Source organism: Halorubrum luteum, assembly GCF_054652935.1.
The window spans coordinates 2,654,949-2,676,503 of the sequence record NZ_BAAIGT010000002.1 but is presented as its reverse complement, the minus strand read 5'-3'; the positions used below and the strand labels follow the sequence as shown (position 1 = coordinate 2,676,503).

The following is a 21,555-nucleotide window of genomic DNA, read 5'->3' as shown; positions in this document are numbered from 1 at the left end:
CCCGCAACCGCCTTAAGAGTCGCCCACGAGTGGCCGGTATGAGCGACACCGATCGGAGCGCGGCCGTCTCCCGCGAGACCACGGAGACGACGATCGACCTCACGCTGGCGCTCGACGGCGACGGCGACAGCGAGGTCGACACGGGGATTGGCTTTTACGACCACATGCTCGCATCGTTCGCGAAACACGGTCTCTTCGATCTCACCGTTCGCTGCGACGGCGACACGCATATCGACGACCACCACACGGTCGAGGACGTCGCGATCTGTCTCGGCGAGGCGTTCGCGGAGGCGCTCGGCGAGAAGCGCGGCATCCGGCGGTACGCCGACCGGCGCGTGCCGCTCGACGAGGCGGTCGCGAGCGTCGTCGTCGACGTCGCCGGCCGCCCGCACTACGAGTTCGCCGGCGAGTTCTCACAGGAGCGGGTCGGGGAGTTCACGAGCGTCATGGCCGACCACTTCGCGATGTCGCTCGCGCACAACGCGGGACTCACGCTGCACGTCGAGGTCGAAACGGGGGAGAACGCCCACCACGAGGTGGAGGCCCTATTTAAGTCGCTGGCGCGCGCGCTCGACGACGCGACGCGGATCGACGACCGACGGAGCGACACGCCGAGCACGAAGGGGACGCTGTAGCGCCGCGGACGTTCCGTCCGGGTCGCCCGGAGGCGTTCGTTCATCCAGTGTCGATGTCGAGGATGGCTCCCCGACCGATCCGGACGGGTATTTACTTCGCCCGGCCGAACGACCGATCATGCACGTCGGTGTCGTCGTAAATCCCATCGCGGGGATGGGCGGTCGAGTCGGCTTAAAAGGGACCGACGGGAAGCTGGCTGAGGCGCTCGAGCTGGGCGCGGAGCCTCGCGCACCGGACCGCGCTCGCCGCGCGCTCGGTCGCCTCGTCGAGATCGATATGGAGATCACCGTCTCGACGGTCCGGGAGCCGATGGGGGAGCGACTCGTCCGCGAGGCGGGACTCGACCCGGTGCGTGTCGTCGACCCGTTCGAGGCGGCTATCTCCGGGACCGAGTCCACCGCAGATGATCCGACAGGCCCCGCCGAGAACGAGTCGACAGGCCCCGCCGAGAACGAGTCGACAGGCCCCGCCGAGAACGAGCCGGATCGCCGCTCCGCCGTTCCCGACGTGCGATCGCTTCGCGCCGAGCACACGAGACGCGCCATCCGCGCGTTCCTCGACGGCGATGATGGTGTCTCGGCGGTCGACGTCGTGCTGTTCGTCGGCGGCGACGGCACCGCGGCCGACGTCGCGGAGGCACTCGAAGGCACGGAGACGCCGATGCTCGGCGTTCCCGCCGGGGTGAAAGTGTACTCCTCGGTGTTCGCGGTGTCGCCCGAGGATGCAGCCGAGGTCGTCGCGACGTTTTCACGGACGGAGCGCCGCGAGGTGATGGACATCGACGAGGACGAGTACCGCGAGGGGGAGGTGAACCCGGAGCTGCGGGCGGTCGCACACGTTCCGGTGGCGGAGTCCCTTCAGTCGTCGAAACAGACCGGTGGGGGAACGGTCGAGTCGATGGCCGAGGGGGTCGCCGAGGATATACGCGCACGCGAGGGGGCGGGCGTCACCTACGTGCTCGGACCGGGGTCGACGGTCGGCGCGATCAAGGACGCGCTCGGGTTCGAGCCGTCGCCGATCGGCGTCGACGTCTGGCGAGATGGCGCGGTGGTCGCCCGGGACGCGACGGAGTCGGAGATCCTTTCGACGCTCGGGGCCGAGAACGTGATCGTCGTCTCGCCGATCGGCGGACAGGGGTTCGTGTTCGGTCGGGGAAACCCACAGCTCTCGCCGGCCGTGATCCGGGAGTGTGACGTCCGGATCGTCGCCTCACGAGAGAAGCTCGACGACGTCCGAACCCTCCGCGTCGACACCGACGACCCCGAACTCGACGCTGAGCTCGCCGGGTGGGTCAAGGTTCGCGTCGGCAAGTTCGAGACGCGGATGATGAAGATCGCGTGACTCGTCCGGTCACCCGGAGCGGTCGATCGCGTCCAGCAGCTCCCGTTTCGTGTACGGCTTGACGAGGAACGCGTCGACGCCGATCGCCTCCGCATCGGATCTGACCGTCTCGGAGACGACGGCGGTGCTGAGAACGACTCCGATGGCCGGCCGCTCCGCGAGGATTCGCTCGCTCGCCTCCAATCCGTCGATCCTCGGCATGTTCACGTCTAGCACGGCAACGTCAGGATCGTGTTCCCGTACCAACTCGACCGCTTCGGCGCCGTCGCTGGCGCTTCCCACGACCGTGTGCTTCGGCTCGATGAGACCACGGACGAGGGCTCGTTGGAGATCGGTGTCCTCCGCGATGACGATATCGGCCATCTGAGTGGGTCCCCCGAAGACGGGATCGCCTCCGGTGCGGATCGATCACACTGGCGTTCGGTTATGAATGTCGCGTTCCGCTTTCATTTTCATGGGCCGAGCGCGGCGGCGAGTACGGACGCGACGCTGACGACGCTACATCCTCGTTCGACGGTGTCGGTGCCGACGACCTCGTCGACCCCCGCGGCCCGTAGCTTCGTCACCGCGTTCGCGACCAACATCGGATGGACGCAGGCGGCGACGATCCGATCCGCTCCTCGGTCGGTTAACACACCGACCGCCTCGCTCATCGTCGACCCGGTGGCGATGATGTCGTCGACGACGACGACGTCGCGGTCGACCACCGGCGAATCCGAGGGCGTGATCTCGACTGCACCCGTCTCGCGGTCGCGATGTTTCTCGAAGAAGTCCGTCTCGCCCGCTCCGTACGCCTCGCGGACGGTTTCGGCGATCCCGATCGCGCCCTCGTCCGGCGCGAGGAACAGCGGATCATCCAGCTTCGGCAGCGCTTTTGCGAGCACACCTGCGGCGTCGACGGTGACCGTCGGCACCTCGTAGTAGTCGGTGACGGTCGCCTCGTGTGGGTTCACGAGCACGACGCGGTCGGTGCCGGTGGAGATCGCTTTCGCCATCGCTCGTGCGGACACCGGCTGGCCGGGTTCGAACGCCCGGTCCTGTCTGGCGTACCCCATGTACGGGATCACGGTCGTCACCTGCTTTGCCCCGGCCTCGCGAACGGCGTCCTGTAGCTGGAGCAGTTCCACCCACGCTTCGTCGGAGTCCGTCGTCGCGACGACGACCGCCTCCGTTCCCTCGAACCCGGGGGCGGCAGCCAGTCCCTCGCCGTCCGGGAATCGGTCGTACGTCACCGTCGCCAGCGGTCGCCCCGTCTCGTCGGCGAGTGCGGCCGCGAGCGTTTGGGAGCTCGACCCGGATACGATCATGGGAGTCCGTTTCCGAGACTCGGATAAACCAGTTTCCTTAGCTCCCGGCGAGCATCTCCGCCTCGACGGTGGAGGTCCGGATGCGACGATGACCCGCGGGGTCCCCGCGACAGCGATCCGCACACGACGGTCACAGGGGCGGATATTTACGCGCGCGGCGGGAACGACGCCGTATGACTGAAACCGGAGACCGGGTCGGTCTCGCCTGTCCGTCGTGTTCCCCTGGCGAGCCGACCGTCCACGAGGTGTTGCGGCCGGGCGGGCAGGCGACCGTCCGCTGTACGGAGTGCGGGCACACGCATAAAACCGAGATCCCCGAGACGGAAACCGTCCCGCTGCGAATCGTCATCTCCCAGGACGGCGAATCGTTCACGACGGAGATGGACGTCCCGATCGACACGTCCGTCTCCGAGACCGAGGAGTTCGTCGTCGACACGCCGGACGCGCTGATGCAGGTGCGGATCACCGGCATCGAGGTCGGTCCCGAGCAGCGCGTCGAGGAGGCGGGCGTCGAGGACGTCGAGACGCTGTGGACCCGCGCGGTCGACAACGTCGGCGTCGACGTGACGCTCCACCCGAAGGACGGCGACGCCGACCGCACCAGGTCGCTACGCGTGAACGTCCCGGGCGACTACGAGTTCGAGGTCGGCGAGACCGTCGAGTTCGGCGACGAGGAGTTCACGATCGAGGGAGTCCAGATCCGTGACGACGCTCCCGAGTACCGGCACGGCAAACTCGATCATCCCGGCGACATGGCGTACGCGAAGGATCTCAAGCGGGTGTACGCCCGCGACGAGACTCTCACCGCGTGGTCGGCGTGGTGAACCCGTTCCGACGCGAACTCCTCATATAAGCGAGCGGCCAGGGCGTCCACCACCACATTCCGAGCCGGTCCGACTACCGGATCCGCACGAGCACCTCACGTCGCCCGCGTTCAGCGGCGAGTCCGACGCCGAGAAGCACGAGACCGGCGGCGACGAGCGCCAGCGGCCCGGAGACGACGTCGACCACGGGACCGACGAGGAAGGCGAGCACTCCCGCCACGAACCCGAGCGTCGCGACGTTCACCAGCGCGGGCTCCCCGAGCCCGACGGCCGCGACGACGAGCGCGAGGAGGAGGACGAGCAGCGACGCGAGCACGATCAGGGCCGCCCCGACCTCCCCGACCCCCGCGGCGTCGACGCCCCACGCGACCGCGAGGGCGGCGAGCGCGGCGGGAGCCGGGGCGCTCGCGAGGCGCGCGCGTCGGTCGTCCCAGGCGCTCCCGACGGCGACCGCGGCGGCGACAGCCGCACCGGCCGTGAGGAGGAGCGTTCCCGGCTCGGTGTCTGCCCACGGCGGTGCGCCGGCGGCGGCGACCACCGCGAGCGTACCGACCGCGAGGAGCGCGCCGAGCCAGCGCATCGTGGCTGCCACTCGCGGGGCGACCTCACCCGACGTGGTCCGGCCGCCGCGTGCGGACTCCCGTGCGCCGACGAGCAGTCCGGCGACGTGCGTGAGCACCCCGTACGCCCCCGCGAGCAGCGCCGGATTCGGTGGCTCGACGGCGGCCACGAGCGTCGCGAGTCCGAGGACCGTCGCCACGCCTCCGATCGGTCGGGAGTCGATCCACGTCGCGAGCGCGATCGCCACGGCGGTCCACGAGAGCCAGAGCCACGCCTCGATGTCCGCTGCGTCGGCGACGGAGAACAGCTCCGCGAGCTGGAACAGCGTGACGCCGGTGAAAATCGCGGCGAGCAGCCACAGGCCGTGTGCGGTGCGCGGGGCGCGGCCCCGGAGTCGACGTGCGCCGGCACCGGCCGCGAGCGGCACGCCCAGGAGGATGGCGGCGCGGATGACGACGGGGATCGACTCCCACCGCTCGAGGAGGAACGTGCCGACCCCGACCGCGACGAGCGCGCCGCCCATCAACGCCACGGCGACGACGACCCGCCGATCCGTCAGAAGGTCGCCATCGGAGTCGTCGGTCTCGCCATCGCGGGCGCTGGCTTCGCTATCCGATCGGTCAACCCCGTCCGGTTCCGTGGTCGGGTCGAGCCCCTCGAACTCGCGGATCTGGTCGGCGGTCCGGTCGTCGATCACGGACTCATCGGTCCAGCGACGGAGGGCGTCGCGGAGGTCGTCGGGGTCCATACGTCGACCCACCGGGGCCGGTTCAAAGAGCGTTGCCCCGACGAGCGTCGGAGCGATTCACAGGCCGGCGACGTCCTCGATCGCGTCGGTGAGCTCCTCGACGCTCTCGACGGTGTGTTCACCCATGTGGCCGATCCGGAACGTTTTCTCGCCGAGCTGTGAGCCGTACCCGTTCGAGAACACCATGTCGTACTCCTCGCTCACCTCCTCGATCGTCGCGGCGACGTCGATCCCCTGCGTGTTCTCGATGCAGGCGACCGTCTGGGACTCGTACCCCTCCTCGGGAAACATCGCGAACTGTTCGTCGGCCCAGTCGTGGACGTACTCCATCATCTCGCGGTGGCGCTGGTCGCGTGCCGCGTGACCCTCCTCGAGCATGCGTTTCATCTGCTTGCGGTACGCTAACATGACGGGGATCGCCGGCGTCGAGTGGGTCTGCCCCTTCCGGTCGTAGTAGTCGAGACAGCGCCGAAAGCCGCCGTACCACGAGGAGTCGCCCTTCTCGACCTCGCGGTCGTAGGCGTCCTCGCTGACGACACACACCGCGAGCCCCGGCGGCATCGCGAACGCCTTCTGGGTGGACGCAAAGATGACGTCGATCCCGTGTTCGTCGATGTCGACGTAGTCGCCACCGAGCGCAGACACCGCGTCGACGACGAAGTACGTGTCCGGGTACTCCGCGACCACGTCGCCGATCTCCTCGATCGGGTTGCGGACGCCGGTCGAGCTCTCGTTCATCACGGTCGCGACCACGTCGTACTCCTCGTCGCTGGACTCGAGCGCCTCGCGGATGTCCTCGGGTTTCACCGCGTTGCCCCACTCGTACTCCAGCCGGTCGACGTTCTTCCCGAGCCGTTCTGCGACGTTCGCGTGGCGTTCGCTGAAGCTGCCACAGGTCGGCACCAGGATGTTCTCGTCGACGAGGTTGAGCGTCGACGCCTCCCAGAACTCCGTCCCGGAGGCGGTGAGGATGATGACGTCGTTGTCGGTGCCGAGGAACTCCTTCGTGTCCTCGACGATGGTGGTGTAAAGATCGGTCATCCGATCCATCCGATGGCCGAACATCGGCTCGGCCATCGCCTCGATCACGTCCGCTCGCACTTCGGTCGGCCCGGGAATGTACAGCGTCTTCTCCGGATAGTCGCCGGTGTATTCGCGTTTCTTCGTCATGGGAGCTCTCAACGGATCGATACCGCGTAGCGAGACGGCAAGGCCCTTTTGATACCGCCGCGTGGCTGGCTCGTCTCGACACCCCGATATCGGGGGTGACGACGGTGACGGGACGCGTGCCGTGTGCCGTCACCCCCAGTGCCAGAACGAGCCGTCCTCCTCCTCGACCGGGTCGGTTCGGGCTCGGAGCGCCTCGACGTCGTCGGCGGTCGGCTCCCGTTCCTCGGGAAGCCGCTCCATGCAGTCGAAACAGAGGAAGAACTCGGAGCCGTCGACCAGCTCGAGGGTTAATCCCTGCGTCGACTCGAACGCGAAGTTCCACAGGTCGCCGATACCGCCGGCGATCCGCACGTTACGCTCGCAGACGTCACACGGCTCCGAGGCCATACCATCCGTACGGGACGCTCGCTCATAAGAGACCACCCGTGCGGGAATGGTCACTGATAAGACACTACTCGCGGGAACGATCATTCAGACGTGTCGACGACGTGCGCGTCCCACGGATCGAACCCGACGGCGACCTCGCCGGTCACGGGTTCGCGGGTCCGGACGAGCAGCTCTCGGCCGCCCCAGTCGAGATGGACCCGGGTCGTCTCGCCGAGGAACTCAGCGCTCTCGACGGTCGCACGCAGCGCGTTCGGCCCGCCCTCAACGCCGACCCGGAGCGCTTCCGGGCGCACGCAGAACGTCACCCGATCGCCGACCCCACCCCCCTCGCTCCCGTTCGGTTCGTCGCCGACGCCGATCCGGAGGTGGTCCCCGTCGAGGTCCACGACCGCGATCCTCGGTTTCGCCGCCCGATCATTAACCCCCTTCGTTTCTTGTGGAGATTCGCCACCAGGACGCGTTTTGTCCCTCTCGATCGTCCGATCCGTTCCAGTCGAAACGTGGCTCTCGACGGACGAACGATCTCCATCCGAAGCGTCTCCTCCACCCGAAACTCGATCTGCAGTCGAACCACTGGAGCCGATTGGTCCGGGCGTCCCGCTCGGTCCCCGACGTTTCTCCTCGGCGGTTGGCTGCCGGTTCGGCTCCGTGATCTCGGTGACGGTGCCGTCGAACACGTTGTTGTCGCCGACGAACTCGGCGACGAACCGGGTCGCCGGGCGGCGGTACACCGTACGCGGGGGTGCGACCTGCTCGGTCGCGCCGGCGCGCATGACGGCGACGCGGTCGGAGACGGCGAGCGCCTCCTCCTGGTCGTGAGTGACGTAGACGGTCGTGATCGCGAGCTCCCGCTGGATCGCTTTGATCTGTACGCGGAGCCGCTCTCTGAGCTGTGCGTCGAGCGCGCTCATCGGCTCGTCCAACAGGAGCACGTCCGGTCCGGGCGCGAGCGCTCTCGCCATCGCGACCCGCTGTCGTTGCCCGCCCGAGAGACTGTCCGGATCGCGGTCGGCGGTTCCCGCAAGATCGACCAACTCGAGCAGCTCGCGGACGCGCTCCTCGCGGGAGACCCCGCCGGGCGGGTCGGTGAAGTTGAGTCCGTACGCCACGTTCTCTCCGACCGTCATGTGGGGGAACAGCGCGTAGTTCTGGAAGACGACGCCGACGTCGCGGTCCTCCGGCGGAACGCCGGAGACGTCCGCGCCGTCGAACCGCACCGTCCCCGCAGTCAGCGACTCGAACCCCGCAACCAGTCTGAGCAGCGTCGTCTTCCCGCAGCCGGACGGGCCGACCAGCGTGAAGAACTCCCCCTCGCGCACCGCGAGGTCGACCCCGTCGACCGCAGTCGTCTCGCCGTATCGCTTTCGCACCCCGTCGAGCTCGACCGCGACCGGCGCGTCCGAGGCCAGCTCGTCCGAGGTCGGCTCGTCCCGCTCCTCGTCGCCGTCGACGCGCCGCCCGCCGCGTCGCTCAGAGCCCATCGTACTCACCACCGAGCCGATCGATGACGACGAAGCTGAGACTCGTCACGACGAGCAGGACGACACCCATTGCGGTCGCCGGTCCGAGCCGACGACCGATGAATCGTTCGATGGCGACCGGCATCGTGTACGCGTCCGCGCCGGTCGCGAGGACGACTGTCGCCGAGAACTCCCCCATCGATATCGCGACGACGAACGCCGCCCCGGCGACCACGCCGGGCCACACGAGCGGGAGCTCGATGTCGCTGACGACCCGCGAGCGCGACGCGCCGAGCGCGCGAGCTGACTCGACGAGCGAGCGATCGAGCCCCTCCAGCCCGGGTGCGACCGTCCGTACGACGAACGGGTACCCCGCGACCGCGTGCGCGGCGACGATCGCGAGCGCCCCCGCGACCGTGATCCGCCATCCGGCGATCTCCACGCCGAAGACGAGCCCGCGAAGCAGCCCGAGTCCGACGATGATCCCCGACACCGCGAGCGGGGCCATCGCGACCGCGTCGACGAGCTTCCGGCCGCGGTAGCGCCGCGTCGTCAACACGGCGACGACGACGCCCATCGGCAGCGCGACGAGCAGCGCACCGGCGGCGAAAAGCAGGGAGTTACGCACTGCCGGCCACGGCTGCACCTGAAACGCGGCTCCCGTACGCTGGCGCTCGGCGAGAAATCGATAGTGGTCGAGCGTGAGCCCGCCGTCCCCGCCCGTGACGCTCGCGAGAAGCATCGAACCGATCGGCGCGAGAAACACGACCGCGGCTACGACCGCGTACGCCCCGAGACCGACCCGCGGCAGCAGCTCCCGGGGGGTCCACACGGGCGGGCGGATCGGGCGGCGCGGGAGCGTCCGGACGCCGCGGGAACGCACCGTGTGTCGTGCCTCGTATCGGAGGTACGCTAGCAGGATCGCAAGCGAGATGACGAGCTCGATGATCGCGAGCGCGGCCGCCTCGCCGTAGTTGAGGTCGCGGACGAGCCGGTAGACGAACACCTCGACGGTCGCGAGCTGGAACCCGCCGAGCGCCAGCACGATGGGGAACGTGCCGAACGTGAACACGAACGTCAGCGCCGCGCCCATCAGCACCGCGGGCGTGATCTGTGGGGCGACGACGTCGCGAAACGCCCGGAGCGGGCTCGCACCGAGGCTCCGGGCGGTTTCGACCGCCCGCGCGTCGACCGACTCCCACGCCGCCGTCGTCACGCGTGCGACGAGCGGGGCGTTATAAAACGCGTGAGCGATCACGATCGCCTCGAGCGTGAACATCAGCTCGACGGGACCGAGCCCGACCGCGCCGAGCGCCGTGTTCAGGGTCCCGTTCCGGCCGAACGTGGCGACGAACCCCACCGCGACCATGATCGACGGGAGCACGAACGGGAGGATCGTGAGCGACCGCAGGGTGCGCCGGCCAGGGAACTCGAAGCGTGCGAGCAGGTACGCGGCCGGGACGCCGAGCGCGACGCTGGCGATCGTCGACAGCGCCGCCTGGTACGCGGTGAAGCCGACGATCCCGAGCCGGCGGTCCGGGCCGAGGAGGTCCCGGACGACGGTCGGCGGCGACTCCCCGCGCAGCAGGCGAGCGAGCTCGCCGAAGTAGAACGGGTCACGGAGGATCTCGGCGAAGACGCCGAGCGTGACGACGCCGTCGACGACGACCGACTCCACGAGCACGGTGCCGACCGGGTAGTAGAAGACGACGGCGAGAACCCCGATCGTCGCGGCCGCGAGCCCGGCGAGCGCGTGCCGCTCGACCCCGCGGATCGTCCGGCGACGGGCGTCCCGACCGGAGCCTTCCCTCGCGTCGGTCACGGGGCGGCCTCAGTTGCTCGCGAACTGCCGCTCCCACTCGTCGATCCATCCATCGACCGCCCCCTGGAGCTCCTCGTAACTGAAAGTGACGGGGTCGTCCGGCTCCTGGGCCAGCTCCGCGTAGTCCGCGGGGAGGTCGGCGGTGTCGGTCGCGGGGAACTGCACGTTGCGCTGGGCGATCTCGCCTTGCACCTCGGGGTCGAGCAGGAACTGGACGAACTCCCGGGCGAGGTCGGGCTCGTCGGCGTCGGTGAACACCGCCGCAGCCTCGGGGTTGGCGTACGCCTGATCGTTCAAGAAGCGGACCTGATGCTCCGCCAGATCCGCGCCCTCCATGTCGGCGAACACCTGGTCCGTGGAGTACGAGACGACCATCGGGGCCTCACCCCCCGACCACGCGGCGTACGCGTCGTTCCACGACCCCAGCACGCGCACGTCGTTGTCCTGGAGGTCGGCCCAGAAGTCGAGGTAGTCGTACTCGTCGTCGCCGTCCGCGCCCCCCAGGTCGTCGGCACCGAATCGATGGACAGTGTGGAGCAGGAACGCACGGCCCGTCGTCGACGCGCCCGGGTTCTGGGTGATCAGCGCGCCGCGGTGCTCCTCGTCGAGGAGCCCCTCGAACGTCGCCGGCGCGTCCGTCTCCGTACCGTCGTACACCAGACTGATGTAGTTGGTCGCGTACGGGACGGCGCGGTCGCGGGGGTCGAACCACAGCCCCTCGCGGACGTCGTCGAGGCCGTCGATCCCGTCGAGCCCGCCGGTCGCGAAGAGCTCGTCGTCGAGGCGGTCGTCGATCCGGACGAGATCGTCGGTGTTGAGCCCGACGAACAGGTCGGCGTCGACGTCGACACCCGAGGCTCGACGCTCCACGTAGTGGTTGAGGCCGTTGTCCGGCGTCGCGAACTCGATCTCGACGTCGAACCGCTCCTCGAACGTGTCTTTGAGCCACGGACCGGGGCTGGTCGACGGAGCGTCGACGAACGACTCGTACGTCGCGACCGTCAGCGTCGGCGTCTCCTCCGTGTCGCTTTCCGCCTCGTCCGCCGTCGGCTCCGTGTCGTCCGACTCCTCGGCGTCCGACCCGGCGTCGTCATCGTCGGTCTGCTCGGCGGCACAGCCCGCGAGGGCGATCGCGCCGGTCACGCCGGCCGCGGCGAGGAAGGCACGGCGCGAGCGGTCGGTGTCGTCCGGCTGCGAGCGGTCGGTGCCGTGCGGCCGTGAACGCTCGGGACGCGTCGCGGTCGACGCCTCGTCGTCGGGTCGGGTCTCATCAGCCGTTTCACGTGGAGTAGTCATTACCGAGTGAAACAACTCGGTAGTTATAAGCGCTCCGTGTCGGATCGCTTCCGGGGTCGTCACCGTCGTGATCGGCCGGACCGACGCCGATGGAGACGCTCGGACCGACGCCGATGGAGACGCTCGGACCGACGCCGATGGAGACGCTCGGACCGACGCCGATGGAGACGCTCGGGGCGACGCCGATGGAGACGCTCGGACCGACGCCGATGGAGACGCTCGGACCGACGCCGATGGAGACGCTCGGACCGACGACGAGTATTTAAAACGCGACGGCATCCGGATCCGTATGCACGAAGGAGAGTCGGACTCGGCGGACAGGGGCGTCACGCGGCGGGGACTGCTGGCGACTGGTGCGACCGCCGGCGTCATCGCCACCGCCGGCTGTCTCGGCACGCGTGACGGCGCGGTCCCCGACCCGGTCGTGACGGACGACCGGATCGACGACGGCTGGCGGCTGATCGACGACTCCGCGGGCGTCGCGTTCGAGGAGTCGTTCGGGCCCGTCACCGTACGCGCGCTCGAGCGTACCGACGTGTACGAGTACGTCGACCTCGCGGAGGCGTTGACCGAGACGTTCGACGCCGAGGGGTCGCCAGTGGTGTTTTTCGCCTCGCGGATCGACCTCCGGCCCGCGATCGACGGGTTGCCCGGCGGTATCGGCCGCGACCGCCTCATGGAGGAGATACGTCCCGCCGCGCGCGACGCGTTCCGTGAGCAGCTCGCGGCCAGCGGACTGTCGGACGTCGAGCGGGTCGACGCCGAAACCGTCGAGGTGACCGGCGGACACGCCGCCGCGGCCGACCGGTTCACCGCACGGTTCGCGCTCGAAGGGGAGACCACCCTCCCCGACGGCACCACGGACCCGATCGCCGACGTCGTCGAGACGGAGGCGCGTCTCGCCGTCTGGCACGACGGCACGGACGTGTTGCTCTCCGGTGGCGCGTACCCGACCGAGCCCGTGAGCGACGTACTCGACCGGGCGCTCACCGGTCCCGTCGACGCCGACGACGCACTGGCGGAACTGACCGACGGTGACGACGCCGAGATCCTCGCGACGGAGCCCGAAACGTTCGCCGAGGAGGTCGACGCGCTGCTCGTCTCCGTGGAGTGACGTGGGCGTCGCAGCTCACGGAGATTTCGCGGCGGTTCGACGGGCCGGGAGGGATTCGAACCCCACTCACACGTTCGCCTCGCTTCGCTCGGCGCTGCGTGTTCCCTGGTTCGAATCTTCCCTCATTCGACGGCACCGCCGCTCGCGAAATGCTCGCGGCGGTTCGACGGGCCGGGAGGGATTCGAACCCCCGACCGTCCGGTTAAAAGCCGGACGCTCTCCCTAACTGAGCTACCGGCCCGCACCCGTTGTTAGCGCCACGGCCCTGATAAACGTTTAGAAACCCCGGCCGTGAGGGCGTCGTCTCGGAACTGGCGACCGCCTCCCGTCGCGCCCGCCGGTTCGGTGGCCGCTGCCCGCGAACGCGACGCTCCCGGTCCGTGAGGCGGTACGGGATCCGAAGACGTTACGCCGGGTGCCGTCGTTCCGGGGAGCATGCAGTTCGATCTCCGCGAGTTCACCGACCGGCTCTGTCGGTTCCGGTCGACGGCGGGCCGGGAGGCGGTCGCCGCCGAGTGGGTTCGCGAACGACTCGACGCGCTCGGGTTCGAGACGTACGCCTGGGACGCCGACGCGGAACTCCTCGCCGGCCATCCATCGTTTCCCGACGACCCGGCCGCGATCGACGTGGACGGCCGTCGAAGCGTCGCCGGCGTCCTCGAACTCGGTCCGGCCGGCGCGGACGCTCCATCCGCATCGGACGACCCCGCCGTCGGGGATGCGTCCACCACCGAACCCGATCACCCGACCGTCGTGTTGAACGGCCACCTCGACGTCGTCCCCGCGGAGGCCGACTCGTGGTCGAGCGACCCGTTCGAGCCGACGCGGCGGGGCGGTGAGAAAACGGCCTCCGGAAGCGACGACGGGGAGACGCTCACCGCACGCGGCGCAGCCGACATGAAATCCGGACTGGCGGCGTGTGTCGGAGCCGCACTCGACGTGCGCGACGCGGTCGCGGACGGAGCACTCGCGACGGACGGAGCGGTTGCGGCGGACGAGTCGCCGGGAGTGAGAGTCGTCGTCGAGGCGGTCGCGGGCGAGGAAGACGGTGGCTACGGCGCGGCGACCGCCGCGCTCTCGAACCCGTACCCGTTCGACCGTGACGCCGCCATCGTCGCCGAACCGACCGATCTCCGTCCGGTGGTCGCGACCGAGGGGAGCCTGATGGTTCGGCTCGAGTTAACCGGCCGGAGCGCCCACGCCGCGACGCCCTGGCACGGCGAGGACGTGCTCCCGCGGTTCGAGCGTATCCGCCGAGCGTTCGCCGACCTCGAAACCGAGCGCGGCGAGCGCGTCACCCACCCCCTCTACGACGCGTTTCCCGTCCCGTGGCCCGTCGTCTGCGGCACCGTCGAGGCGGGGTCGTGGACATCGACGGTTCCCGCGTCGCTGACCGCGACGTTCCGAATCGGCGTCGCCCCCGGAGAGACGGTTCGATCGGTCGAGTCGACGTTCGCCGATCGGCTCGCCGAGGTCGTCGACGCCGACCCGTGGCTCCGTGCGCATCCGCCGACGTTCGAGCGCGTTTCCGTCCAGTTCGAGCCCGCGGAGATCGCTCCCGACGAGCCGATCGTCGAGGCCGTCCGCGCGGGGCTCGACGCGACCGGGCTGCCGGACGCGGAGCCGGAGGGTGCGACGTACGGCGCGGACTCTCGGCATTACGTCGCGGCTGGGGTCCCAACGGTCGTGTTCGGTCCCGGGTCGATCGCGGAAGCACACTACCCTGACGAAACGGTCGTCTGGTCGGCCGTCGAACACGCCCGGTCGGCGATCGCGGCCGCAACGCTTCGATACGCGCGCGACCATCGGCGCACGACCTCGGGGTAGCCAGTTGACACCGTTCTGATTTTCAGTAGTATTTGGTAGCATTCAACCGTGATCGGTAGCACTGGCGAGGATGTACTTTGTGATGCTACCGCTGGGCTGCCGCAGGCCCGTGTTACTACCGCGAGTTTGATGCAGTCCACCCGTGTCTGTCCCGCCCCGTTTCGCGGTGAGTGACGGGGAACGGAACTGGGACAGCTGGGTCTGACGACCGCTCGCCTGCTCCTGTTGATCGGTCGCGGACTGAACGCCAGACTGCGGTGCAGTTTGTGACGCTGCACCGCCGTCAGAACGGGCACCTGACCGTGGTGATGGAAAGCTGGCGTGGTTCCCCTCCGAGATGTACTCGGCGGGGTTCGCCCCTTCCATTTTGCACTCATCGAGGTGCTTCCGTCCGACATTGATCGCCCCGACCACGTCCCGGTCACACTCGTAGCCACATGATTGACACTGGAAGTGTCCGCCGTGGCGCTGCTCGATGTGGTCGTCCGGTGCCTTCACCGTCCGCCCTTTCTCGCTACACCGAGGACAGTGTCGGCTCGTTCCCCACGGATTCACCGTCTCGAAGTCCATCCCGAGCAGGCCGGCCTTGTACTCGACGCGGTCGAGGAGGTCGCCCCGAGCCCACGAGGAGATCGACCACGCAACGGACCCGCTCGTGTCACCCGAATTCATTTGGCCGAGCGACTCGAACACGATGGTTTCGCAGCCGTGTTCAGCTGCCAGCCACACGAGTTGGTTGGCGACATCATGCTGGATTTGCTCGCGAAGCCGGCGCTCTTTCCGGCGAGTGCGTCGGTGCTCACTGAGCAGATGATCGAACCGTTCAGTGTGTGCCTTCCCCTGCCGGCGAAGCTCCGCCAATCGGTCGTTGATTCCCTCTGCGTCGGCTTTCAGGCGGAACAGCTTGTCCTTCGAGGGGTGGTCGATGAACTCCGGCGGTGCAATCTGCTCGTGGTGATCGCCTTCGCCGGCATCGAGAACAACCGCCGTGGCCTGTTTCTTCACGCCGAGATCGACCGACAACACACGGTCACTAACCGTTTCAACATCCTGTTCGGACACGGACACAGGTACGTCAATCGTGTACCCATGCTCGGAAGTGTGGAGGGTTGGAGCCTTCACGTCCCCGTTTTCGACCAGTTCGTGGAACCGGGTATGGGTGGAGAATCGGAGCTCGTGCTTCGTCCAGTCGTGATAGCTGTCCGGTGACAACGTGTCCGGTACATTCAACACGAACACCACATCACCGTCGTCACTGTCGATTTCGTGGATGTGGTAGTCGCCCTTGTCCGGCGCATACGGCAGTGTGCCGTTTGGCTCCGGTGTGCCTACCAGTTCAGTGTACTCGTCGGGAAACCGCCCGTGTCGGTCGTAGTAGTCGTTGAGTTGCTCGACGACAGATTCCAATACTCCCCACTCAATGTACGGGGAGTCCTCGTCGAACAACCGAGTACGGAGGCGGTGCCAGCCAATCCGTCGAATCTTTCGTTCTTCGACCGTGTCGAGCACGAACTGGAACGCCCGGAATTCGTCGACGTGAGCGTCGAGAACCTGCGTGACGCGGTGATACACGCACCGCTTGAACCGCGAGTACACATATTCGTCGCTGTCCTCAAAGTAGTCCCACTCGTCATCGCGGATATACGTGTAGGACTGACCAGCGTGATCGTCGATTGCACCGATGTGTTCGTCACCCCAGTACTCTTGGGCGAGCAGTCGCCGGGTGTGGCTCTGGACGAGTGTAGTGAGGTGGTCGCACGCCTCGTGGTACTCGCCCGGAACGTGGAACTGTTCGGTGAGTTGCATCGTTACTCGTCGTTGGTGTATTGCTGGTTTTTCCACTCTTTGAACGGTGTTCCGGCTTTCAGGAGACCTTCCCATGTCAGCCCCATCTCGTCTTTGTAGTCTTTCAGGAACTCGAAGTCCTCCTGCGGGAGTTCGATGTTCACATTAGTCGAATCGCCGTCAGCCATCACTTAGTAATAAATTAGTCTTAGATAAGTATTTTACGGTAAGATAGAACTCCTGAATATGTCCGAATACTACTAAATGCTACTGAATTTGGGAACAGTTACGAACCCTAGTACGCTGCAGGCCAGCCACGCGCCGGAGCGCCGGCCACACGCCGGATCCCGCCGATCCGCGCGTACCTTTAAGTATCAGTCGTCGGACCCTGACGGTATGGTAACGGTGTATGCGGTCGCTTCGGCGAAGGGTGGAGTCGGGAAGACCACCACGACCGCGGCAGTGGCGACGATACTCGCGGAGTCGGGAGCCGACGTCGTCGCGGTCGACGCCGACATCGGCATGGCGAACCTCGCCGGCGTACTCGGCGTGGAGGTCGGCGAAACGACGGTTCACGACGTGCTCGCCGGACGAGCCGATCCGTTCGACGCGATCCACGACGGCCCGGCGGGGCTGCGCGTCGTTCCGGGCGAAACCGACCTCGACGCGTACGCCGAGGCGGACCCCTCGGGGATCCGGGACGTGATCCGGGCGTTCGACGGCGTCGATTACGTTCTCGTCGACGCCGGAGCCGGCCTCTCACACGACTCCTCGCTCCCGCTCGCGCTGGCCGACGAGACGCTGCTCGTCTCCACATCCGAGCGCGGGGCGCTCGGCGACACGGAGAAAACGCGTCAGCTGACCGAGCGGCTCGGCGGGAGCGTCGCCGGCGCGGCGATCACCCGCGTCGATCCGGACGACCCGGATCTGACGCTCGTCGACGAGCTGCTCGAGACGACGGTGCTCGGACGAGTTCCCGAAGACGAGTCGGTCGCGGCAGCCGAGCGCGCCACCGAACCACTCGTGACGTTCGCGCCGACCGCACCCGCAACGGCGGCATACCGCGACCTCGCGCGGGAGCTAACCGGGGAGTCCGTTCCCGATCCCGAGGCCGAGACGGACGATGCAACCGACACGACCGACGTGGGCGACGCGAGCGGTCCGGACGATATCGACTCCCTCGTCAGTGAGGCGGAACCGACCAGCGACGAAGCTGCGGACGCGTCGGAAACGGACGCGGAAGCGAGAGAGCCAGTGGAGACCGACGAGATCGACGACGAACTCGCGGGGAGCGTTCCGTTCCGTGACGACGACACCGGAACGGCCGGAACCGTGCTCGCCGACGAGGAAGCCGAGCAGCCCGGAGCTGCGACCGGAGACGAGACGGACGAGGAGGATCAGGCCGATGATGGGGATCAGGCCGACGATGGGACTTCTGACGATGCAGAATCGGACGAGACAGAGTCGAACGGTGGAGGCGGATTTTTCAGCCGGCTGTTCGGTCGGTGACGGGCGTCGGACCGCTTCGCTCCGGCTCGTGTGTTCGATCGACCGCTAGCGAATCGAGAGCCGCCGACGAACCGAACGCTGCCGACGAACCGAACGCTGCATATGAAGCGGCGATGCCCCGGACTGTCGACGCTACGGGTTCTTACGCTTCCGACGGGGCCTCCGCGCGGTCGCGGATCAGCTCGCGGATCTCGTCCGGGTCGGTTACCTCGGCGAGCTCCGCACAGGAGACGAGCGCGGTGCCGTCGACGGATTCTCGCTTCTCGTCCTCCTCGGTGAAGTACACCGACCGTGTGTGCGCGACCCGCCCGATCGACGCCATGATCCGCGCGCGTTTCTCGGCGGCGCTGGTGAACGCCGAATGGCCGGTGAGCAGTCGCATCCGCGAGGCGTCCTCGTCCTCCGAGACCGCCTTAAAGGGGGCGCGGTCCGTCGGGTGAACGGTGAACCCGGCGCTGGTGAGCACGTGGACGACGTGCTCGTCGTCGGGGTCAGCCTCGGGCGCGGCGGGCGTGGGATCCGCATCGCGCACCTCGTCAGCGCCGTCGAGCACGTCGACCGGGCTGGAGAACGGCTGGTCGAACAGCTCCTCCAGCTGGATCGCCACCTCGATGGAGGCGTTCATCCCGTCCTCGTACTTCGAAACGGTCCGACGCGAGACGCCAAGCTCGGTTGCGAGGCGGCCGAGCGACCAGCCGCGCTCCTCGCGCTCGTCCGCAAGCAGGTCCCCATCGAGGCTCACGTACAGGCCGCCGGGTGCGGCGTAGATGAGCGGCGGCATTCCCTCGACGAACAGCTCGTAGGCCGTGTCCGGGTTGATCACCGGCACGCCGTGTCTGAAGTAGACGACGCCCGGCTTCAGCTCCTCGTCGCGAGTCCGGAGCCCGATCACCATCGGCGTCGCCTCGAGGTACTCGCCGAGACGACGCAGCTCCTCGCCGGTCGCGGAGTCGAGCGCGTCGACGTTGCCGAGGATCTTCAAAAGCAGGAGGTCCTCCTCCCGCCGGGCGGCCACGTCGAAGCTTTTGGGCCGGACCGCACACCGGTCGCTGACGAGGAACCCCGCATCCTCCAGCATCGCGGTTACGTTGCCGATCAGCGCAGTCCGGGACATGGTCGTGAGTACGCTTCTCGCGACATATATACGTTGTGTCGGGGAGAGTCAGGCGGAACGCTGCCGCCCGCTTGCGGTTTCCTCCGCGATGATCGATCCGAGTTTATATACTTCGGGGGTGGCGTTTATAAGTCGGCGGTCCCCGAAACCGGCTTGTTCGCGACGCCGAAACGTGTCACTCGTGACCATCGTCGCCGTCGACGACACCGACTCCCGAACCGACGGGATGTGCACGACGTACGTCGCGACGCTGCTCGCGGAGCGGCTCGTCGACGCGGACGCACGCGTCCGACGGCGGCTGCTTATCAGGCTGAATCCGGCGGTGAAACACAAGACGCGCGGCAACGCGGCGGTGGCGCTCCACGTCGACGGGGTGGATGCGGCGGCGGCGTTCGCGACGGCCCGGGAGCTGATCGGAGAGCTCGCCGTTCACGACGACCCACGCACGTCGCCCGGCGTGGTCGTCGCCGACATCGACGTCGCCGGGGACCCCTTCGACCCCGCAACGTCGACGATCCCCGATCCCGTCGGCGAGTTCGCTCGCCGCGCGCTCCGCGAGCGACTCACACTCGAGGAGGCGACCGAGCTCGCCGCCGACCACGGCTTCCGTCACGCCGGGATCGCGACGGAGGGGCGGCGAGACGGGACCACCGGCGCGGAGACGGCGTCGCCCGTCGAGGGGCGCGGTCGAATCGGCGCGCTCGCCGCTGTCGGCGCGCCGCTCGCGTTCGACGACTGGACACACGAGCACGTCTCGTACCGCGAGTTCGACCGCTGTGGAACGCCCCGCGAGGTCGACGCCGATTCCGTCTTTACCGCCGCGGAGCGCGGCTATCCGACGGTGTGGGACACGGTCGACCGCGAGACGGGAGCGGTCGTCTGCGTGCCGAACGCGCCGGGGCCGATCCTCCACGGGATCCGCGGCGACGACCCCACGGCGTGTCGCGCGGTCGCCGAGGGGATCGCGAGCGAGCCGGTCGACCGCGCCGCAACGTTTCTCACGAACCAGGGGACGGACGCTCACGTCGACCCCGGCCGGATCGGCGCACTCCGCGACGGCGCGGGGTATCGCGTCGCGGGAATCGTCGCCGGGGAGCCGGAGACGAGGCGGGGTGGACACGTCCACGTCGACGTCGGAGCACGCGCCGATCGGGACGAGCTGCTTCGATGCGTCGCGTTCGCGCCGACCGGACGGTTTCGCGACCGCGTTCGCGCGCTCCGGCCGGGCGACCGACTCACCGTCTGTGGCGAACACGAGGTGCGGGAGACCCCGGATCTCGGCGGCTCGACGTCGACGAAGCGGTCCACGCTCAAACTCGAGAAGTTCGCCGTCCGCGACCTCGTTCGGACGGAGCGCACGACACCGACGTGTCCCGACTGCGAACGACGGATGAGCTCGGCGGGTCGCGGACAGGGGTACCGCTGTCGCGACTGCGGGACGTCGGAGCCCGAACGGGTTGCACGACCGATCGACCGCGATATCGACACCGGCTGGTACGAGGTGCCGCCGAGCGCCCGTCGACACGTGGCGAAGCCGCTGGTCCGTGGGGGGTTCGACGCCGAGACGCATCCCGAGCGGTGAGTCCGCGGCTACGAAACGACCGAGAGCCAGTGCCGACGGCTCACTGTACCTTCAGCGCCGGGGTGTCCGCGGGCGCGGCGAGCAGCTCCTTCAGCTCGTCGTCGAGTTCGAGGACGGTGATCGAACAGCCCATCATGTCGAGCGACGTCATGTAGTCGCCGACCCACGCGTCCCACGTCTCGACATCTTTCTCATCGAGCAGTTCCTGGAGCCGACGGTTGACGACGTACAGCTCCGAGAGCGGCGTCCCACCCATCCCGTTGACGATCGTCGCGACCTCCGTACCGGCGTCGGTGCCGAGATCCTCGAGGACCGCCTCCGTGAGGTGGTCGGTGATCTCGTCGGCGGGCATATGCTTGACCCGCTCGGTGCCGGGCTCGCCGTGGATCCCGATCCCGAGCTCGATCTCCTCTTCCCCGAGGTCGAACGTCGGCTCGCCCTTCTCGGGCGTGACACACGAGGTGAGCGCCGTCCCCATCGTGCCGACGTTGTCGTTCGCCTTCTCGGCGACGCGTTTTACCTCGCTCAGCTCCGCGCCCTCGGCCGCCTTCGCGCCTGCGACTTTGTGGACGAAAACGGTGCCACAGACGCCGCGACGACCGCTGGTGTACAGCGAGTCCTCGACCGCGACGTCGTCGTCGACGACGACCTGCTCGACCTCGACGTCCTCCATCTCGGCCATCTCCGCGCCCGTGTCGAAGTTCATCACGTCGCCCTCGTAGTTTTTCACGACACAGAGCACGCCCTCGCCGCCGTCACACGCCTTGACCATCTCGCCGAGCTGGTCGGCGGTCGGGGACGTGAAGATCTCACCCGCGGCCGCCCCGTCGAGCATTCCCTCGCCGAGGTACCCAGCGTGTGTCGGTTCGTGTCCACTGCCGCCGCCGGAGACGACTCCCACCTTGCCGTCGACCGGTGCGTCCTCGCGTACGAGCACCTCCTGTCCGTCGAGCCGGCGGACGTACTCGGGATGTACCGTCACCATTCCGTCGAGCATCTCGTCGACCACGTCGCCGGGGTCGTTAATGAGCTTCTTCATGATCCATTAGTGTATACACGGACCAACACAAAA

Annotated in this window: 19 protein-coding genes, 1 tRNA gene and 1 pseudogene; 8 read left to right on the top strand and 13 right to left on the bottom strand. The window is 68.1% G+C overall.

Annotation, left to right across the window (positions count from 1 at the left end; all coding sequences use genetic code 11):
* Positions 1-38 precede the first annotated feature (38 nt).
* Both hisB and ACYQ0R_RS13250 read left to right on the top strand, forming a co-directional pair.
* A complete protein-coding gene (hisB, locus tag ACYQ0R_RS13255) occupies positions 39-635 on the top strand; it encodes an imidazoleglycerol-phosphate dehydratase HisB (protein WP_459824589.1) in 597 nt (198 codons plus the stop codon).
* A 118-nt stretch (positions 636-753) separates the two neighbouring features.
* Positions 754-1,977: an ATP-NAD kinase family protein gene (locus ACYQ0R_RS13250; protein WP_459824587.1), complete on the top strand. Its 1,224-nt coding sequence runs from the start codon at positions 754-756 to the stop codon at positions 1,975-1,977.
* Positions 1,978-1,986: 9 nt separating this feature from the next.
* On the opposite strand, the gene ACYQ0R_RS13245 is transcribed toward ACYQ0R_RS13250, so the two are convergent.
* Positions 1,987-2,340, bottom strand: coding sequence for a response regulator (locus ACYQ0R_RS13245; protein WP_459824584.1), 354 nt, complete (start codon positions 2,338-2,340; stop codon positions 1,987-1,989).
* Between the two features lie 89 nt (positions 2,341-2,429).
* Positions 2,430-3,284 (bottom strand): ribose-phosphate diphosphokinase, encoded by an 855-nt coding sequence (prs, locus tag ACYQ0R_RS13240; RefSeq protein WP_459824582.1) that lies wholly within the window; start codon positions 3,282-3,284, stop codon positions 2,430-2,432.
* Positions 3,285-3,457: 173 nt separating this feature from the next.
* Here prs and ACYQ0R_RS13235 point away from each other — a divergent pair, with 173 nt between their 5' ends.
* The gene (locus tag ACYQ0R_RS13235; protein ID WP_459824580.1) at positions 3,458-4,108 is read left to right on the top strand and encodes an HVO_0476 family zinc finger protein; all 651 of its coding nucleotides are present in this window, start codon (positions 3,458-3,460) and stop codon (positions 4,106-4,108) included.
* 73 nt (positions 4,109-4,181) lie between these two features.
* On the opposite strand, the gene ACYQ0R_RS13230 is transcribed toward ACYQ0R_RS13235, so the two are convergent.
* The 6 genes from ACYQ0R_RS13230 to ACYQ0R_RS13205 all read right to left on the bottom strand — a co-directional run bounded on the left by ACYQ0R_RS13230 (position 4,182) and on the right by ACYQ0R_RS13205 (position 11,552).
* Positions 4,182-5,417 carry a DUF2157 domain-containing protein gene (locus ACYQ0R_RS13230; RefSeq protein WP_459824578.1) on the bottom strand — a complete coding sequence of 412 codons (1,236 nt, stop codon included), beginning with the start codon at positions 5,415-5,417 and terminating at the stop codon, positions 4,182-4,184.
* A gap of 57 nt (positions 5,418-5,474) precedes the next feature.
* Positions 5,475-6,587 (bottom strand): pyridoxal-phosphate-dependent aminotransferase family protein, encoded by a 1,113-nt coding sequence (locus tag ACYQ0R_RS13225; RefSeq protein ID WP_459824576.1) that lies wholly within the window; start codon positions 6,585-6,587, stop codon positions 5,475-5,477.
* A gap of 129 nt (positions 6,588-6,716) precedes the next feature.
* On the bottom strand, positions 6,717-6,974 hold the full coding sequence (locus ACYQ0R_RS13220; RefSeq protein WP_459824575.1) for a DUF7561 family protein: 258 nt from the start codon (positions 6,972-6,974) through the stop codon (positions 6,717-6,719).
* An 80-nt stretch (positions 6,975-7,054) separates the two neighbouring features.
* Complete coding sequence (locus ACYQ0R_RS13215) at positions 7,055-8,455, bottom strand: ABC transporter ATP-binding protein (protein WP_459824572.1); 1,401 nt, start codon at positions 8,453-8,455, stop codon at positions 7,055-7,057.
* The gene (locus ACYQ0R_RS13210; protein WP_459824569.1) at positions 8,445-10,256 is read right to left on the bottom strand and encodes an ABC transporter permease; all 1,812 of its coding nucleotides are present in this window, start codon (positions 10,254-10,256) and stop codon (positions 8,445-8,447) included. Before ACYQ0R_RS13210 ends, ACYQ0R_RS13215 begins: the two co-directional genes overlap by 11 nt.
* 9 nt (positions 10,257-10,265) lie before the next feature.
* Complete coding sequence (locus tag ACYQ0R_RS13205) at positions 10,266-11,552, bottom strand: thiamine ABC transporter substrate-binding protein (protein ID WP_459824566.1); 1,287 nt, start codon at positions 11,550-11,552, stop codon at positions 10,266-10,268.
* A gap of 89 nt (positions 11,553-11,641) precedes the next feature.
* On the opposite strand from ACYQ0R_RS13205, the gene ACYQ0R_RS13200 reads away from it, so the two are divergent.
* Both ACYQ0R_RS13200 and ACYQ0R_RS13195 read left to right on the top strand, forming a co-directional pair.
* Positions 11,642-11,818: a hypothetical protein gene (locus ACYQ0R_RS13200; protein ID WP_459824563.1), complete on the top strand. Its 177-nt coding sequence runs from the start codon at positions 11,642-11,644 to the stop codon at positions 11,816-11,818.
* A 23-nt stretch (positions 11,819-11,841) separates the two neighbouring features.
* The gene (locus ACYQ0R_RS13195) at positions 11,842-12,666 is read left to right on the top strand and encodes a DUF6517 family protein (protein ID WP_459824560.1); all 825 of its coding nucleotides are present in this window, start codon (positions 11,842-11,844) and stop codon (positions 12,664-12,666) included.
* Between the two features lie 167 nt (positions 12,667-12,833).
* On the opposite strand, the gene ACYQ0R_RS13190 is transcribed toward ACYQ0R_RS13195, so the two are convergent.
* Positions 12,834-12,907, bottom strand: a tRNA-Lys gene (locus ACYQ0R_RS13190).
* Between the two features lie 194 nt (positions 12,908-13,101).
* Between ACYQ0R_RS13190 and ACYQ0R_RS13185 the strand changes: the two genes are divergently transcribed.
* The gene (locus ACYQ0R_RS13185) at positions 13,102-14,493 is read left to right on the top strand and encodes a M20/M25/M40 family metallo-hydrolase (protein WP_459824557.1); all 1,392 of its coding nucleotides are present in this window, start codon (positions 13,102-13,104) and stop codon (positions 14,491-14,493) included.
* 42 nt (positions 14,494-14,535) lie between these two features.
* Here the strand turns inward: ACYQ0R_RS13185 and ACYQ0R_RS13180 are convergent, their stop codons facing one another.
* A complete protein-coding gene (locus ACYQ0R_RS13180; protein ID WP_459824554.1) occupies positions 14,536-16,299 on the bottom strand; it encodes a zinc ribbon domain-containing protein in 1,764 nt (587 codons plus the stop codon).
* 2 nt (positions 16,300-16,301) lie between these two features.
* A complete protein-coding gene (locus ACYQ0R_RS13175; RefSeq protein ID WP_459824552.1) occupies positions 16,302-16,466 on the bottom strand; it encodes a hypothetical protein in 165 nt (54 codons plus the stop codon).
* Positions 16,467-16,674: 208 nt separating this feature from the next.
* Here ACYQ0R_RS13175 and minD point away from each other — a divergent pair.
* Positions 16,675-17,760, top strand: a pseudogene (gene minD / locus ACYQ0R_RS13170) (cell division ATPase MinD); the annotation flags it as partial.
* 169 nt (positions 17,761-17,929) lie between these two features.
* Here the strand turns inward: minD and ACYQ0R_RS13165 are convergent.
* On the bottom strand, positions 17,930-18,901 hold the full coding sequence (locus ACYQ0R_RS13165; RefSeq protein WP_459824549.1) for a transcriptional regulator: 972 nt from the start codon (positions 18,899-18,901) through the stop codon (positions 17,930-17,932).
* Between the two features lie 181 nt (positions 18,902-19,082).
* Here ACYQ0R_RS13165 and ACYQ0R_RS13160 point away from each other — a divergent pair, with 181 nt between their 5' ends.
* On the top strand, positions 19,083-20,483 hold the full coding sequence (locus ACYQ0R_RS13160; protein WP_459825778.1) for a TiaS agmantine-binding domain-containing protein: 1,401 nt from the start codon (positions 19,083-19,085) through the stop codon (positions 20,481-20,483).
* A 40-nt stretch (positions 20,484-20,523) separates the two neighbouring features.
* Here the strand turns inward: ACYQ0R_RS13160 and dhaK are convergent, their stop codons facing one another.
* Positions 20,524-21,522: a dihydroxyacetone kinase subunit DhaK gene (dhaK, locus tag ACYQ0R_RS13155; RefSeq protein WP_459824547.1), complete on the bottom strand. Its 999-nt coding sequence runs from the start codon at positions 21,520-21,522 to the stop codon at positions 20,524-20,526.
* Positions 21,523-21,555 lie beyond the last annotated feature (33 nt).

Coding starts and splice junctions, on each gene's coding strand:
- hisB (WP_459824589.1), top strand. CDS start 39: ATGAGCGACACCGATCGGAGCGCGGCCGTCTCCCGCGAGACCACGGAG.
- ACYQ0R_RS13250 (WP_459824587.1), top strand. CDS start 754: ATGCACGTCGGTGTCGTCGTAAATCCCATCGCGGGGATGGGCGGTCGA.
- ACYQ0R_RS13245 (WP_459824584.1), bottom strand. CDS start 2,340: ATGGCCGATATCGTCATCGCGGAGGACACCGATCTCCAACGAGCCCTC.
- prs (WP_459824582.1), bottom strand. CDS start 3,284: ATGATCGTATCCGGGTCGAGCTCCCAAACGCTCGCGGCCGCACTCGCC.
- ACYQ0R_RS13235 (WP_459824580.1), top strand. CDS start 3,458: ATGACTGAAACCGGAGACCGGGTCGGTCTCGCCTGTCCGTCGTGTTCC.
- ACYQ0R_RS13230 (WP_459824578.1), bottom strand. CDS start 5,417: ATGGACCCCGACGACCTCCGCGACGCCCTCCGTCGCTGGACCGATGAG.
- ACYQ0R_RS13225 (WP_459824576.1), bottom strand. CDS start 6,587: ATGACGAAGAAACGCGAATACACCGGCGACTATCCGGAGAAGACGCTG.
- ACYQ0R_RS13220 (WP_459824575.1), bottom strand. CDS start 6,974: ATGGCCTCGGAGCCGTGTGACGTCTGCGAGCGTAACGTGCGGATCGCC.
- ACYQ0R_RS13215 (WP_459824572.1), bottom strand. CDS start 8,455: ATGGGCTCTGAGCGACGCGGCGGGCGGCGCGTCGACGGCGACGAGGAG.
- ACYQ0R_RS13205 (WP_459824566.1), bottom strand. CDS start 11,552: ATGACTACTCCACGTGAAACGGCTGATGAGACCCGACCCGACGACGAG.
- ACYQ0R_RS13200 (WP_459824563.1), top strand. CDS start 11,642: ATGGAGACGCTCGGACCGACGCCGATGGAGACGCTCGGACCGACGCCG.
- ACYQ0R_RS13195 (WP_459824560.1), top strand. CDS start 11,842: ATGCACGAAGGAGAGTCGGACTCGGCGGACAGGGGCGTCACGCGGCGG.
- ACYQ0R_RS13185 (WP_459824557.1), top strand. CDS start 13,102: ATGCAGTTCGATCTCCGCGAGTTCACCGACCGGCTCTGTCGGTTCCGG.
- ACYQ0R_RS13180 (WP_459824554.1), bottom strand. CDS start 16,299: ATGCAACTCACCGAACAGTTCCACGTTCCGGGCGAGTACCACGAGGCG.
- ACYQ0R_RS13175 (WP_459824552.1), bottom strand. CDS start 16,466: ATGGCTGACGGCGATTCGACTAATGTGAACATCGAACTCCCGCAGGAG.
- ACYQ0R_RS13165 (WP_459824549.1), bottom strand. CDS start 18,901: ATGTCCCGGACTGCGCTGATCGGCAACGTAACCGCGATGCTGGAGGAT.
- dhaK (WP_459824547.1), bottom strand. CDS start 21,522: ATGAAGAAGCTCATTAACGACCCCGGCGACGTGGTCGACGAGATGCTC.